General features: G+C 50.1%; 10 protein-coding genes. 4 read left to right on the top strand and 6 right to left on the bottom strand.

The genetic code is table 11. The features are described from left to right. Position 1: 1 nt before the first annotated feature. The 5 genes from BUB55_RS08065 to BUB55_RS08045 are packed head-to-tail and all read right to left on the bottom strand — an operon-like array spanning position 2 to position 11,085. The gene (locus tag BUB55_RS08065; RefSeq protein ID WP_073189815.1) at positions 2 to 2,734 is read right to left on the bottom strand and encodes a TIGR02171 family lipoprotein; all 2,733 of its coding nucleotides are present in this window, start codon (positions 2,732 to 2,734) and stop codon (positions 2 to 4) included. A 3-nt stretch (positions 2,735 to 2,737) separates the two neighbouring features. Continuing rightward, a complete protein-coding gene (locus BUB55_RS08060) occupies positions 2,738 to 5,485 on the bottom strand; it encodes a TIGR02171 family lipoprotein (protein ID WP_073189813.1) in 2,748 nt (915 codons plus the stop codon). A gap of 27 nt (positions 5,486 to 5,512) precedes the next feature. Beyond that, positions 5,513 to 8,266, bottom strand: coding sequence for a TIGR02171 family lipoprotein (locus tag BUB55_RS08055; RefSeq protein ID WP_073189811.1), 2,754 nt, complete (start codon positions 8,264 to 8,266; stop codon positions 5,513 to 5,515). A 41-nt stretch (positions 8,267 to 8,307) separates the two neighbouring features. Beyond that, positions 8,308 to 9,066, bottom strand: coding sequence for a transglutaminase family protein (locus BUB55_RS08050; protein ID WP_073189809.1), 759 nt, complete (start codon positions 9,064 to 9,066; stop codon positions 8,308 to 8,310). Next, on the bottom strand, positions 9,067 to 11,085 hold the full coding sequence (locus BUB55_RS08045; RefSeq protein WP_073189807.1) for an alginate O-acetyltransferase AlgX-related protein: 2,019 nt from the start codon (positions 11,083 to 11,085) through the stop codon (positions 9,067 to 9,069). 35 nt (positions 11,086 to 11,120) lie between these two features. Between BUB55_RS08045 and BUB55_RS08040 the strand changes: the two genes are divergently transcribed. The 4 genes from BUB55_RS08040 to BUB55_RS08025 are packed head-to-tail and all read left to right on the top strand — an operon-like array spanning position 11,121 to position 13,845. Further along, on the top strand, positions 11,121 to 12,059 hold the full coding sequence (locus BUB55_RS08040; protein WP_073189805.1) for a tRNA-dihydrouridine synthase family protein: 939 nt from the start codon (positions 11,121 to 11,123) through the stop codon (positions 12,057 to 12,059). Positions 12,060 to 12,104: 45 nt separating this feature from the next. After that, positions 12,105 to 12,296, top strand: coding sequence for a TM2 domain-containing protein (locus BUB55_RS08035; protein ID WP_073189804.1), 192 nt, complete (start codon positions 12,105 to 12,107; stop codon positions 12,294 to 12,296). A gap of 29 nt (positions 12,297 to 12,325) precedes the next feature. Further along, positions 12,326 to 12,952, top strand: coding sequence for an RdgB/HAM1 family non-canonical purine NTP pyrophosphatase (rdgB, locus tag BUB55_RS08030; RefSeq protein ID WP_073189802.1), 627 nt, complete (start codon positions 12,326 to 12,328; stop codon positions 12,950 to 12,952). 8 nt (positions 12,953 to 12,960) lie between these two features. Then, entirely contained in the window at positions 12,961 to 13,845 is an 885-nt protein-coding gene (locus tag BUB55_RS08025) for a radical SAM/SPASM domain-containing protein (RefSeq protein WP_073189800.1), read from the top strand. A 58-nt stretch (positions 13,846 to 13,903) separates the two neighbouring features. Here the strand turns inward: BUB55_RS08025 and BUB55_RS08020 are convergent, their stop codons facing one another. Continuing rightward, positions 13,904 to 14,995 carry a hypothetical protein gene (locus BUB55_RS08020; protein WP_143152971.1) on the bottom strand — a complete coding sequence of 364 codons (1,092 nt, stop codon included), beginning with the start codon at positions 14,993 to 14,995 and terminating at the stop codon, positions 13,904 to 13,906. Positions 14,996 to 15,131: the final 136 nt, after the last annotated feature.

Here is a 15,131-nt window from a genome sequence, read left to right as displayed (position 1 = left end):
TCTACTCCAATGTTTTCAAGATGGAAACCAAGCGAGCCGTCATTTTTTCCGCCCCCTTAGAACTCAAATGATCGTCGTCAAAGGCCATTTCGTTACTGTAGTCGTGGTTTCCCATTTTATTTTCATCCATCAAAATAAAGTACTTTTCGGCCTTATCCAGAGAATCAAGCCGTTCAATTCGTTTCTGGGCTTCAGAACGCTGAAGACCATAGGGACCAAAGCTCCCCGTATTTTTAAACTCCGGTGACAAGGGGAAAATAATCCCTATAAAGTATATGTTCTTCTCTTTCGCCATTTGGAAGGTTTCGATTACATGATCCAACCGAAAATCCAAGTTCTCCATTTCCATATCAGAATAAACGGAATCAACCAGAATTTCAATGGGATTCCAACTTTGCGAAGGCGTATAAAAGCCGCCCCTCTGCGTAATAGCATCTACAACCACTTTTTCTGCCGGATAAGAATTTTCTACGGCATCCAAAAAACTTTCCGGGACATAATCAGCCCAGTAGTTATGATTCATATCATAGACATACCCAGGGCCGGCCGAGACAATCAAAGACAAGTGATCTTCTAGACCGCGCCAGCTGTCCAAATCAATCGAGAATACAATCGCCTTAATCTCGTCAGAATGGTTAAATACGTAATTTCGAATAAAATACATATCGCGGACCGGGTCAATTCCAGACACAGCCATATTCAGCATATTCCATTCCAAATACAGATCCGGGTTGACGCCCCTCTCCATACGCGAGCTACCAAATAAAATGACTTCCGTTGTCTTCAAATTTTTCCAATACAGTCCCATTTTCACACGATACCTTGACTGTTCCACATCATGAAATTCAGACAGGTACACACCAGCGCTATCCAATTCTATCACAAAGTCTTCGTTGGACTTTACCGAATGCCTGACCCACAAGCAAGGGTGCCAAAGTTCACTTCCCTCAGCCAAGTTCAGCATAGTGCCGCCAACCACGTTCAAAGCCACCAGCTGGACATGAGCACCATTGTCGTTAACCAAGGTTGCAACCACCAAGCTGTCATTCACCCATTCCGTATGATCAAAAGTCATTCCTATGGGAGCCGTAAATGTCTTTTTTAGTTTGCCCGTGCTATCGGCAATCAAGAGGACTTCATGGCTCGAATACTTTTTCTTAGCAAATTGACGTCCTTGCGTTCCACCAAAATCCAGGAACAGCGTGCGTTTGCTGCTATCTTTAGCCAAGCTTACATTGCAAGCCTGTTCGCCACCGTACCAAACCGTGTCACGTCCATGAACTCGGGCGCGAAGCAATCGAGCCCCAGTCACAGCCAACTGGTTGTCGTAACTGACCCCACCATGATACGCCCCGTCAAACAGTTTCTCGGGCACGCCAAACTTACCATCGCTAAACTTCACTTGCCATGTAGCGGACTGCGCAAAAGCGGATGCATCTTTGTTATTGGCGGAACTCGTCACATAGACAATAACCGTATCGCCATTTTCAAGAACACGCCAACGCGGAATCGCCGCAGATTCCACATCCAGCTTAACCAAGTTTGACCCGTTTTCGTTCAAATCACGCACATAAACACTGGACTCGCCGGACACCCCCTCTAGCCCCGTACAAAAAGCAACGCGCCCCCCATCTGGAGATATATCTGGATGGTAGGAATCCAAGGTGTCTTTGATTTCTATTACAAACACATTCCCAAACGAATAATCTATAAACGCTAAATTTCCCGTGACGTCATTGCGGAAAGCCAAGATGGTCTTATAAGTTCCCATAAAGGACTTAATGGATGAGGAATTCGTCAAAGGAATAATTCTGGAATCCGAGATCACACCATCGTTTCCCATCCACGAAGGATTGGGAATTGAGCCATAAGCCAACCTAAAGCCTACATAATCAGCTCGCGTAGATGACGTTACCGTGTAAATGTCACCTCGGCTAAAAATATTTACAAGCGATGCATCATTACGCCACGAACCGCCCTTGACGATCCGTTTGCCAATTCCGCCTCCATCGGGAGCGCCCACATAATTTTGTAATACAGTATCCTTAAAATTCCCGGACCAATCGTTCACCCATTCCATGGCATTGCCCGCCATATCGCACGGAATTCCCTTTTTTGAGGATTCCGATGTGCATACCGGGTGCAAACGATACCCCGAGTTCGAAGAGAACCAGCTCTTTTGCGGGTTCCAAGCGCTAAAAGCGACTAAGGACCATTCTGCCTCCGTGGGCAAACGGAACGCATTAGCTTCGGGATGAAACGCCAAACCTTCCATCCCTATGCAATGTCTTTCGACATCAAAGAGAATCTTCACATACGTATACGCCGTATCTTTCGCAAAGGCCTTGCTTCGAGCATTGGCAAAAAGAACTGCGTCGTAATACGTAATGTTCACCGCCGGCAGCTGTTTATCTTCGCAATCTAAAACCAAGCCGTACTCATTTTGCATCAATTCATTGAATTCACCGCAAGTCACTTCATGCGAGCCAATGTCAAAATCGTAATCAAAACTCACCTTCATTTGCGGGCGCTCATCCGCCTTTGCAGTCGCGTCATCGGTGCCAAGCGTTACAAACATGCCCTTGGAACGCACATGGTACATATCATCGGCAACAGCATCCCCATCAAATTCCACCTCCGGGCTCAATGGAGCTACTGAATTGGAACAGGCGAGCAAAAACATTACCGCCACAGGAATCACAAACGAGATTATTGTCAACGAAACCTTTTTCATAAGCTACTCTAATGTTTGCAACAAGGAATCTACACGAGCCGTTAGTTTTTCTGCCCCTTTGGTACACAAATGGTCCCAATTCAGAGCTGTTCCTTCGTCATAATCGTGATTTCCCATTTTATTCTCGTCCAACAATATAAAGTTAGAATATGTTTTACTTAAATTCTTTATTTCCGATATCAAACTGGGAGCCACAGAGCGTTGTAAGCCATAACGCCCAAAGGAACCCGAATTTTGGTAGCCCGGGGACTGGGGAAAAATCACACCTATAACAAAAATTTCCCTATTTTTTGCCATTTCCAATATCGTTTTAAGCTGGTTAAACGAATCGTAGAACAACTGCGGATTCGCCTCATACCACGTACTATCGTGATCCACAAACGCCCCCTCGCCCCAACCAAGGCAGTTCGACTCCTGGAATCCACGATGCGGCATTAAGTTCTTTTCGTACACAAGCATTCCCAACGAGGAGTGGGCCAACTCGTAAATCCCCGCGGGAGCCCCCTTTTCCCAATACCCATGGTTTTCATCATAAACGTAGCCAGGATATTTCTGATATTCCGACGCAAAGAAATTATCGATATCATAGCTTTTCCACCAAAAATCAATGTCGAGCCCAACGACCAAATACTTTAGATTTTTGACGTGAGGCAAAATATAGTTCTCTAGGAACGGGATGTCTGCATATACGTTTGTCGGTGCACTAGACAGGTTTATGGCATAAAAAGAAGATGACATTTTTTCGGGATTCAAAGCCGCCAACGTTCGTGAAGATCCCATAAAAACAACATTTGCAGAATCCTTGTACTTCCACAAGAGTTCCATTTTATAACGCATGATTATCGCCGATTCCCCTCCAGCAGCAGTATAATAGACTCCTGCACTATCCACATTCAAGGATTCGTCAATAGACCACATTTCTTTTTTCACCCATAAACAAGGATGCCAAAGTTCATTTCCTTCCACCAACGGAATTACAGAACCATTTACCAAATTCAATAGAGCTATTTGAAAATGAGATCCGCTATCATTGGTTAGCGTCACCAGCGCCATATATCGGGTTGCCCACCCCAAATGATCAAAAGCATATCCTTTGGGAGCACGAACAGACTGTACCAGAGTTCCCGTACTATCAACAACCAAAAGCATTGTTTTCGCATCATAATCCATACCAGCAAAATCAAGGCCCGTTTTTGCCGCAAAATCCAGGAACATTGTGCGATTTTCGTCACTCTTCGAAAGCCTGACATTGCTTACCAGCATGCTGTCATACCAAACCGTATCTCGACCATTGACACGAGCATGAAGCCGTCCTGATCCAGTTACCGCCAAACGGCCATCTGTACTGATCCCGCCATGGTAGGGTCTATCAAATATTTTTTGCGGTTTTCCAAACTCCCCCTTTTCGAATTTGACCTGCCAAGTACTACCTTGTGCAAAGTCGTCTTCATCCTTACCGCCGTCATAGCCTGTCACATAAACAATTACGGTATCTCCATTATCCAAGACACGCCAATGCGGCATCGCCGCACCCGGCACATTCAACTTAACCACATTTGAACTTACAGGATCAATGGAACGAACGTAAAGCGACGATGCCCGCAAATTCCCTTCTGCAGCCGTACTAAAGGCCACAAGAGAGCCATTGGGCGACACATCAGGGTAAAATACATCCAGCGTATCCAGTATTTCGTGTATCTTTTGGTATCCCGTAGAATAATCTATAAGAACTAGATTTCCGGAATCATCATTTCGAAACACCAATTTTGCCTTGGAAGTTTCAACAAAAGTATTCAACGTTTGTGAATTTGCCATGGAGACCAAATGGGATGTCAAAACATGGCCGTCGTTGTCAACCCATATCGCATTGGGAATTTTACCGTATGCCAAACGAAAGCCCAAATAATCCGTATGCACAGTAGAATTTACCAAATGCACATCCCCACGACGATACAAACTCACAGAATCCTTGGCTCGTCGATACGATCCTCCCTTTAGGATTCGTTTATCAAGAGTCCCTCCATCGGGAGGACCAACATAATTTGTTAAGGTCAAATCATAAAAGGTTCCTGACCAATCATTAACCCATTCCATCACATTGCCGGTCATATCGCAAATTTCACTTTTTTCTACAGAACTCTTCACCGAGCACACTTGGTGTACTTCGTATCCGGAATTATGCGAGAGCCAATCATTTTCTACATCCCAAAATTTATTCGCCGAAAAAACCCATTCCATCTCTGTGGGCAAACGATAAGCCTCGACATTGGGGTGAAAAACAAATCCTTCCAAATTCAAACAGTGGTGATCTTGGTCAAAGGACATCCGAGTGTAAGAATACGCTGTATCCAAGCCATTTTTTTTACTGAGAGCATTGGCATAAATCACAGCGTCGTAAAACGTCACGTTCGTCGCAGGCAACTGTTTGTCGTCACAATCCAAGGACAAGCCCGTTTTTTCAGGAACCAAATTGTTGAACTCTCCACAAGTCACTTCGTGTTGACCAATGGAGAAATCATAATCAAAAAGCACCTTCATTTGCGGACGTTCATCAGCACTTGCGGTACTATCATTAGTTCCCAGCAGCACTTGCTTACCTGTAGAAAAAACGCGAATCATACCGTCCAAATCCTCAGCAAAAGTTTCGTCAACTTCAACCGTCTCATAGGAATCGGTTGAATTTGTACACCCAACCCAACCAAGAACTATAAGCAGCAAGGCAATAAAAAGGATTCGCTCACGTTTTATCATACAAGCACTTTATTACAAAAACTTTCATCACAAAGATTGCAACAAAGAATCTAACCGATGCGTAAAATGCGCCGCCCCTAAATAACCCAAATGATCGCAATCCTGGGCCATATCGTCACTATAATCGTGGTTTCCCATTTTATTTTCATCCATTAAAATAAAGCTGGGGTACTGGAGCGTTATTTTTTGAATATCGGACATAATGGAAGCCGCATCACTACGACGAAGCCCATGCCGTCCAAAGGCCCCCGTATTTTTGTAGCCCGGGGATTGTGGGAAGATAACGCCAACCATCGTCACCCCATCCTGTTCGGCATAGCTTAGCAGTTTTTCAAAAGCCACTAACGTTTTAAGGTACGCTGCATGGAAGGTATCAAGCCATGTACTGTCTTTATCTACAATCGGATTATCTCCTTCCCAACCTATTGGTTCCATAAACATCGAGCTGCGGTTCGTCAAGAACACCGCTTCATATATATCTACGCCAAGGCCAGCATGTGCGGCATCGTATAAAGGTTGACTATTATAGCCTCTCCAAGCATTGTGGTTGATGTCGTATACATATCCTGGATAACTTTTGTACTCATCATTAAAGAAATTGCCGTCCTCGACCTCGTTCCAAAAATCCAAATCCAGCGAGAAAATAAAATACTTCAGTTTTCCGCAATTATTTCGTATATAAGTTTCGTAAAAATGCAATATGTCAAAAAAATTATTCGGAAAATAAGACAAGTTCAACGGGGCCTCTGCCGCTCTCAACAACGAAGGATCAAAGCCATTGGACATGCGCGAAGAACCCAACGCAATCAATTCTGCTTTATCCTTGTATTTCCAAAAGAGTTCCATACGGTAGCGAAGAATTTTTGAACGGTCCGTCCCGCCATTAACGTAGTACACCCCAGCGCTATCTACATCAAGGGGATTCTCGTCCGTAGCGGACTTCTCTTTTTTGATCCACACACAAGGATGCCACAGTTCTTCACTATGGACCAACTCGGTAACGGAACTATCGTACAAGTTCACCAAAACCACTTCTTCGTGGGCTCCACTGGCATTGGTCAAAGTGGCAGATACCAATTTTTCGCTAGACCATTCCGTATGATCAAAACTATAGCCTACTGGAGCCGGAACCGCCTGAACAAGGACTCCGGCACTGTCGGCAACCAGCAGCATTTCGTGGACACCGTAATCTAAATGTGAAAAATTCCTCCCCGTTTCCCCCGCAAAATCCAGGAACAGGGTGCGTTTAGAACCATCCTGAGAAAGGCTTGCATTGCAAGCTTGTTCAGCGTTATACCAAACCGTATCGTGCCCATCCACGCGCGCGCGCAGCAGCCTGGCCCCAGTCACAGCCAGCCGATTATCTTCACTGACTCCTCCATGATAAGCGCCATCAAAGAGTTTTTGCGGTTCACCGAACCGCCCATTGGCAAAAGGGACCTGCCATGTGCTGGTTTGAATAAAAGCGGAAGCATCCTTGTTGTTCGCCGCACTGCTTACATAAACAATCACGGTATCACCGGAATCCAACACCCGCCAACGGGGAATTGCCGCCGATTCCACTTCAAGTTTCACCAAATCGCCACCAGAACGATCAAGATTCCTCACATATAAAGAGGATTTCCCAGAAACACCTTCCAATCCTGTGCAAAAAGCGACACGATTTCCATCGGGAGATACATCAGGATGGTAAGAATCCAAGGTGTCGACAATCTCCGTCACATTTTGAGTGCCCCAAGAATAATCGACAAAAGCCAAATTCCCGGTTACATCATTACGGAAAACCAGCTTTGTCTTATATGTACCCGTCAATTTTTTAATCGTCGTTGCATTTGCAACTAGATTTATACGAACCTCGGCAACAGAGCCGTTGTCCCCCATCCATGTGGCACTAGGAATCGCTCCATATGCCAAGCGAAATCCCAAGTAGGCCGCACGCGTAGACGACGTCACCGTATAAACGTCGCCACGACGGTACAGTTTTATCGCAGAAACATCGCTTTGATAGCTACCACCCTTGATCACCCGTTTTCCAAGGCTTCCTCCATTGGATGCGCCGACATAATCAACTAAAGCCGTATCCTTAAAATTCGCCGACCAGTCATTAACCCATTCCATGACGTTCCCCGCCATATCACAAGGTCTTTTTTTAGTTGTCGACTCAGATGTACATACGGGATGGGGGCGTTGCGACGAATTGGAAGCGACCCAATCTTTTTTAGGATTCCATGCATTAAAAGCAGAAAGCACCCACTCCGCCTCTGTTGGCAACCTGAACGCATCGGCTTCTGGGTGGAATGCTAAGCCTTCCAGGTCAATACAATGACCCTCGTTGTCCAAAGAAATATTTGTGTAAGTGTAAGCGGTATCGAACGAAGCCGCCTTGCTGCGGGCGTTGGCAAAAAGAACGGCATCATAATAAGTCACATTCGATGCCGGCAACTGTTTTTCTTCGCATTTCAACGCCAAGCCTGTTTCCGCATGCATCAGGTCGTTGAACTCGCCACAAGTCACTTCGTGGGCTCCAATGGCAAAATCGTAATCAAAGTTCACTCGCATTTGATTACGTTCGTCAACCCTGGCCGATTTATCGTCAGTACCAAGTAAAACATATTTGCCCGAAGCGGCAACCCGGTACATATCCAAAGCCGCCGGCTCTATATCAAAATCAACTTCCGAGATTCCCGGATCCAACGGAGATACAGAATTAGAGCACGCTCCAAAAAAGAACGCCCCCGCAGCCAACGCGAGCCCAGAAATCTGTACCGAAAACCTTGTCATTTCGTTCTAAATTCCTTTAACCAATATACCTATTTCACACTCTACAGGCTTTGGGGGAGCAGGCTTTTCGCCACATTCTGATTGGCTTCAATGCCCGGATACACGGGGAACAGTTCCTCGGCCATGCGGTACCAAGTGAGCGCCCGCCGCGGTTCCCCAGTCAAATAGAGGTTCCCCATGTCGAAGGCGGCCAGCCCCACGAACTGCTTTGCGCTCAGCGGTTTGAATTCGAGCCCGGTCCACGGGCCATTCTTGTACTTCTCACGGTATTCTTCGTCGGTATAGCCATACCCCCGGCGATTCGGCTCCAGGTTCTCGGTTTTGGGCTTGACGCCAAACTGCCCCCGGCCATCGTCCTTTTTGCCATAGCGCAAAAAAACATGCCCCGGCAAAAGGATGGCGTTTAGCGGCAAGTTCCGCGCCTCGGCCACCATCAGGGCGAGCCACGCAAGCCCCATACAACCCGACTTTTTTGTTTTCAATACCTGCAAAGGGAGAATCACTTCTCGACTCGAAGCCGCCGAGTCCGCCCCCACAAATTCAATGTCCCAATATTCCCATAGCAAGTTCTTGAGCGACTGCAAGGTATCCTTGGATGCCGTCACCGCGCTGTCAAAAAACGCAAGGCCCGTTTGCCACTCCGCGTTCGCATCGACACAGCCAAGAGGCAACTCTTCAAAGGAACACGCCATTTTGCGGTAGCTCATTTGCTCTTCGCGACCGCTCCACAGCACAAGCGTAAGCGCCACCGCCACGAGGGCGGTGAACACAGGCCAAAAGAATTTCTTCAGGATCCGCATTTACCTCAAGGCGTCCCATTCCATGGGGCTCTGCCAAAAGTCGCGTGCCGTCATCATGTAGATTACCAGACGCTTGGCGGCCAAGTCTTTTTGCATTTTCATCATGCGGCTACGGACTCCGGGACCGCCGCCCCAGCTCGTCGCCACCTGCACGTCGAGGCCGGTGGCATAGGCCAAAAGTGAGCCCGGACCGCCGCTTTTTTGATCCACCGACTCGAACACGCCGGTAAAGGAGTCGCCCATCAAAAGGATCGGGGCATTCTTGCCTCCCTTGTAAGCGGCATCACCCTTGTAGACCTTCATCACAGCAAGCGTGTCGGCGGTATACTTGGACTTTTCGGCATCCGGGAGGTGGGCGACCAGGTCACCCTCGCGGAGGGTAACGGTATCCTTCATCACGAGGCTTCCTGGTTGCGCGCCGGACTCGGCGTACCAGGAATACTGCGTGACGCGCGTGGCCAGCTGTTCCATGGCAGCGAGCATACCGGGAAGCGCCCAGTGCGTATCGTAGCGCTGGTAGCTGTAATGCGGAGGCTCGTCAGCCGCGCGGGCGGCCATCAGGGCCGGGTACAAATCCAAAACATCGATGCCCGCCGAGAGCAATTCGCGAATGAATTCACGACCGTTCACGTTTACGCACAAGTCGGCGCGGGTGCCCGGCACAAGCTTGTCGGCATAGACTTCCTCCTTCACCGGGACAGGGACCACCAATAACTGAATCCCGAGGGAATCCAAGTACTGCTTGAGCTCCACCATGCGCGGCAGCGGATTGTGAAGGCTATCCTGCGCACTGATTTTGTCGGCCAGCAAGTAGTTGGCGTTGCGACGGAACCAGAGGAACTTTTCGGCGGAGGGTTTGCCCTTGGCATCCACCGCAGCCCAGGCGTTTTGCTCCTTGGGGAGTTTCGCCATCTGCTTTGCGAGCGCTTCGCGGAACTTTTGGGTTTCGGCATTGGCGGGGCAGCTGTTCTCCATGGCAGCCAAAGTCTCGAGCCTGAATGCAGAACTGGTATCGAGGTTTCTGTTCACCGGGACGACCTCGCCCGCGGCCGCCAGCGAATCGGCCTTGCGCTTTGCCCACAGGGCCTCGTCGCTCATGGCAAACGCGGGAACTTCAAAGGCGACCCACATGGGCGTCCCCATCGGGTTCCCGCGCATCACGGCGAACGGCTTGTTACGCGTACCGGCAGGCCAGACATCGCCCGGCGTATGCGGTTCCAAGTCGGTATTCAAAGTCGGGTACCAGTACGAAGAGAGCGTGCGCGCCCAGTTCATGGCGTCTTCGGCGTTCAATTCACCCGTCAAGTAAAAGTTCAAGATTTCGGCAGTCTCGCCCGACGACGCGAACTTCAGTTTTCCATAGAACGGAGCGCGGTTCGTCCAAACAGCTGGCATCACCTCGACCCACCATTCCACCTTCGCCGAGGCCCCATCGGGGGAACCTGCGACGGGCACGCCCCACAGGCGGGTCACCATCTGGAAGGCACGGAACACCTCGGGTTCGTTCCACTTGACCGCCTCCACGGCATTCAACACCTGTGCAAGCGTGTCGGAACCGGTTTGCGTGTAGAGCATCTTGGAGAACGGTTCCCACACGACGGGCACAACCGTCGTCACCGAAGTCGGCTGGAATTCCGAAATGGAATCGAGCATGGGGAACGGGTACTCGGCAATCTTCGCCCCCGCCATCGTTCCCTGGTAGTTCTCGGGTTTTTCATCCTTGCCCGCAAGGCGAATCGGGTTCGCGTAGTAGGCTGCAAAATCTAGAGCCGCAAGCGTCGGCTTTTCTATCACGCGCACTTCGTGCGTGGCGTCAATCATGCGCAACTCAAACGTCGTCGAGGGCACATTGACCATGGGAAGCTGCGCCGCCTCGGCACTCACCGCCTGCACCGCGGGAGGAACGTCGTTTGCCGGAGCCTTTTCGGCAGCGCCACCCGACGCGCACGACAAGAGTCCCAGGGAAATCAGGCCCAACGAGAAGGCCGCCAAGCTATATTGCACATAATTCGTCTTCATACCAGTCAAAATAGCATTTTGTATTTTTTAGGAGTATGCTCCCCCTGCTTCTTGCCCCCATCCAAGGTTATACCGACGCCATCTACCGCGAAAATCTCGCACGGCACATCGGCGGCATCGAGCATTACTACACACCCTTCATCAGGCTGCAAAAGGGGGAACCCCGCCCGCGCGACCTAAAAGACGCCCTCCCCGAGAACAACCCCTCTACCCATACCGTTCCGCAAATCATTTTTAGCGGGCCCGACGAATTCCAAAAACTCGTCAAATCTCTAGAACAAGCAGGTTTTACCGAAATCGACCTGAACCTGGGATGCCCCTACCCCATGCAAACCGGGCACGGTCGCGGTTCGGGAATGCTACCCCACCCCGACATAGTCAAACAGATTGCAGACAAAATAAACAAACTGAACCACATTCATTTTTCCATAAAAATGCGTCTTGGCTTGGATCATGATGGCGAGGGTTTGCAACTGCTCCCTGTTTTAAACAACATACCCCTAAAGCACATCACGTTGCACCCACGCCTCGGGCGGCAGCAGTACAAGGGGGCTCTCGACATGCAGGCCTTTGAACTATTCTACGAGCAATGCAAGCACCCGCTGATTTTTAACGGCGATATTCAAAACATTGGGCAAATCCACGCCTTTAAAACGAAATACCCGAAACTCTCAGGTGTCATGATTGGCCGAGGGCTGCTCGCCCAGCCGACCCTCGCCGCCGAATACATGAGCGGGCGCCCATGGAGCGCCGAAGAGCGGCTTTTGGCCATCCTAAAAATGCACCAGGGATTTTTAGACGACGCGACTCGCCTTTGCCCCGAAGAAAACCAGATTCTCAACCGTATGCACGCCTTTTGGGAATTCCAAACGGCACTCCCGGCAAAGCTCCACAAGCAGATCATGAAAAGCAAGCGGTTAAACGATTACAAAAAAATATTTGAGGTAACAGAAGCATCGTCTTTGGGTGTTTAACCAACAGGAAATTTTTTATATTCACACCAAAGCAAAGGAGTCTCTATGCCAGCCGAAGGTGAACACAACAAATGGATAGCCCTTGCCCTCTGCATTTTGCTGGGCTACTTGGGCTTACACCGCTTTTACGAAGGAAAAATCTGGACAGGCATCCTGTGGCTCTGCACCGCGGGCCTGTGCGGCGTAGGCGTTGTCGTCGACGCCATCTTAATCGTCATGAAACCGGAACATTATTAAATAGTAAACAAATCACCAACCGCTAAATAATGAAGCATTTATTTGTTATCGCTACCGGCAGCGCTGGGAAAATCAGGGACTTCGCCCACATTTTGGGCACGGACCATTACGAATTCAAGACTCTCAAAGACATCGGCTTTGACGGCGACATCGTGGAAGACGGCAAGACCTTTGCCGAAAACGCCATCATCAAATCGAATACCACCGCCAAGTGGCTTGCCGCCCGCGGTATCGAGGCTACCGTCCTCGCCGACGACTCGGGTCTGGAAGTGTTAGCCTTGAACGGCGAACCGGGAATCTACAGCGCCCGCTATGCCGGTGGCCACGGCAATGACGGTGCCAACAACGACAAACTGCTCGCCAAGCTCGACGGCATCGAGGACCGCAGGGCACGCTACTTTTGCGCCCTCTCGTACCAAAAGGTGGAACCTGCCGCCGACGGCAAGCTCGTCATCACCGACCCGCTCATTTACGAGGGAGAGTGCCGCGGCAATATCAATCATGCACCCGTCGGCGACATGGGCTTCGGTTACGACCCGTTGTTTGTACCCGAGGGCGAAACCCGCACCTTCGCCCAAATGGAACTCGAAGAAAAGAAACTCATCAGCCACCGAGGCAACGCCATCCGGGCATTGAAAAAAACGCTCGGGAAATAGCACCGACAATGAACAGCGTCTATATCGAAATTACAGACGTATGTAACCTGCATTGCAGTTTTTGCCCCTGCGGAGTCGCCACCGGAGCGGAACGCCGCACTTTCATGCCCTCGGGACTCTTTGAAAAGTGCATTGAAGGCGCCGAGCAGGTCGGGGCGCAAAACGTGTACTTCCACGTGCTGGGCGAACCCACGTTCCACCCTGGATTCGCGCACTACGTCAAAAAACTGGAACACACCAAGCTCAAACTGAACCTCACCACCAATGGCACAACCGTTGCACGCTGCGGGCACCACATTTTGCAAAGCCCCGCCGTACGCCAAGTGAACTTTTCGACGCACGCCTATGCAGAACTCCCGCAGGCGGAGGCCACGGGGCATTTACAAAATGTACTCGACTTTTGCCGCATCGCCCTCATGGCGCGGCCCGACTTGTACATCAACCTGCGCCTTTGGAACGTGGGCGACGACATGGCTTCCGCATGGAACCGCTATATGCTGGAACAGGTCAACAAAGCATTCGGGACGCAGGTGGAGCCGGGGCACTTTTGCAGCCGCCACAAGAGCTTTGAGGTCACGGGCAGGCTCTACCTGCACGAAGATAGCCGGTTCGAGTGGCCCGTAGCGCCAGCAAGCGGAACGGTCCAAAGCGGAGTTTCGGCCAGGGGGACATGCCTCGCCCTCGACACGCACTGCGGCATTCTACACGACGGACGCGTAGTCGCCTGTTGCCTCGATCACGGAGGGCAGATACTCCTCGGGCGCATCCAGGAACAAAGCCTTCTTGAGATTCTCGAGAGCCCGCTCGCCGCAAACCTCCGCGAAGGGTTCCAAAAGCACGAGCTGCGTCACCCCCTTTGCAAAACCTGCAGCTTTTGCAAGCGATTCAAGTAAATAGCGCATAAAAAAAAGCCCCGCCATGCGGGACCTTTTTTTAACCTGTAAGCAGGGATTAGTTGCAGGAACCCTGAGGACCAATCTTGTAGACCGCGAAGGAGCCCGTATCGCCAGCCTTGGGGTCTGCAAACTTGAACTTGATGGAAGACAACTGCTTGGCGGCATTGGCACCGGTCATGGTCGTAGTTGCCCAAGTCGGCTGAACAAAATCGGTCCAAGAGAAATCAAGCGTCTTCTTGGTACCCGCCGGCAATTCAACCATCGGGAGGGCACTGCCAAGCTTGTTCTCTTGAGCCGTGGTCAAACCAAGTTCAATGGCGAACGTGGCATCACCCGAATAGGTGTAGGTAACGCAAATGCCCTTAATGGCAGTGGCATCACCCGTAGTCGTATTCGCCTTGGCATAGCCAAAGCCAAAACCGAGGTACGGATATTCGTCGGTTCCGCCAATGACGTAGTCACCGCAAACACCGCTACATGCGGCCACTACAGGAGCCATGGAACCATCGTCGTATTCATCGCCCACTGCGGCACCCCATGTAATCTCGGAACCGTCGTTACCGTAGCTGTACCACCAGCCTCCGGTCTTGTTGCCGGTCTGCACCTGGGCTTCGCCAGCGGCGCCGTCCCACAATTCCAGTTTGAACTTGCCGTCGTCAACAGCTACGGACGAAGAAGATTTTACTACCGTCGCGGCACTGGACTTCGGAGCAACAGTCTGCGAAGAGGAGGAGGAGGCCGGAGCTACAGCAGACGAAGAGGCAGGGCCAATCGGGGCTACAGAAGAAGAGCTCATGCCAGCATAGGGGTCAATGACAGTTTCAGACATCGGAACCTGAGCCACAGAGCTGCTGGACTGGAGAGGAATGCCCGTAGCCGGGTCAACATAAAAACCGGTCGTCGGGTTATAATACTTTCTTGTGACCTGGTTAAAGCAAAGATTGGTCGCGGCGTCAAAAACCAAAGCTGCGCCCTGGGCATCGGTCGTGCACGGGTTCTGGTTTTGCGTGCCGGTACCTTGATCGGTTCCTTGGTTAGTGCCTTGGTTAGCGGCAGCACCAAAATTTGAAGCGGCGGTAGCTGGATCGGTCGATTCGGAGCAAGCCACCAGGGAGACTACGGCCATCAGGCCAATCAGTTTTTTCATGTGTTTACCTCTTAGTTTAAACATCCTAAACCACGGCAAAAGGTAACGTATATTTTCTTTCGCAAATTCCACTAAGGGGGTAAAAAAATAGGATGTTCCAATTTTTAGATTTGAAATAACCACAAATCAAACACAA

Source organism: Fibrobacter sp. UWP2 (assembly GCF_900141705.1).
In the GTDB taxonomy this organism is placed as follows: domain Bacteria; phylum Fibrobacterota; class Fibrobacteria; order Fibrobacterales; family Fibrobacteraceae; genus Fibrobacter.
This window is presented reverse-complemented; position numbering and strand designations above follow the sequence as displayed.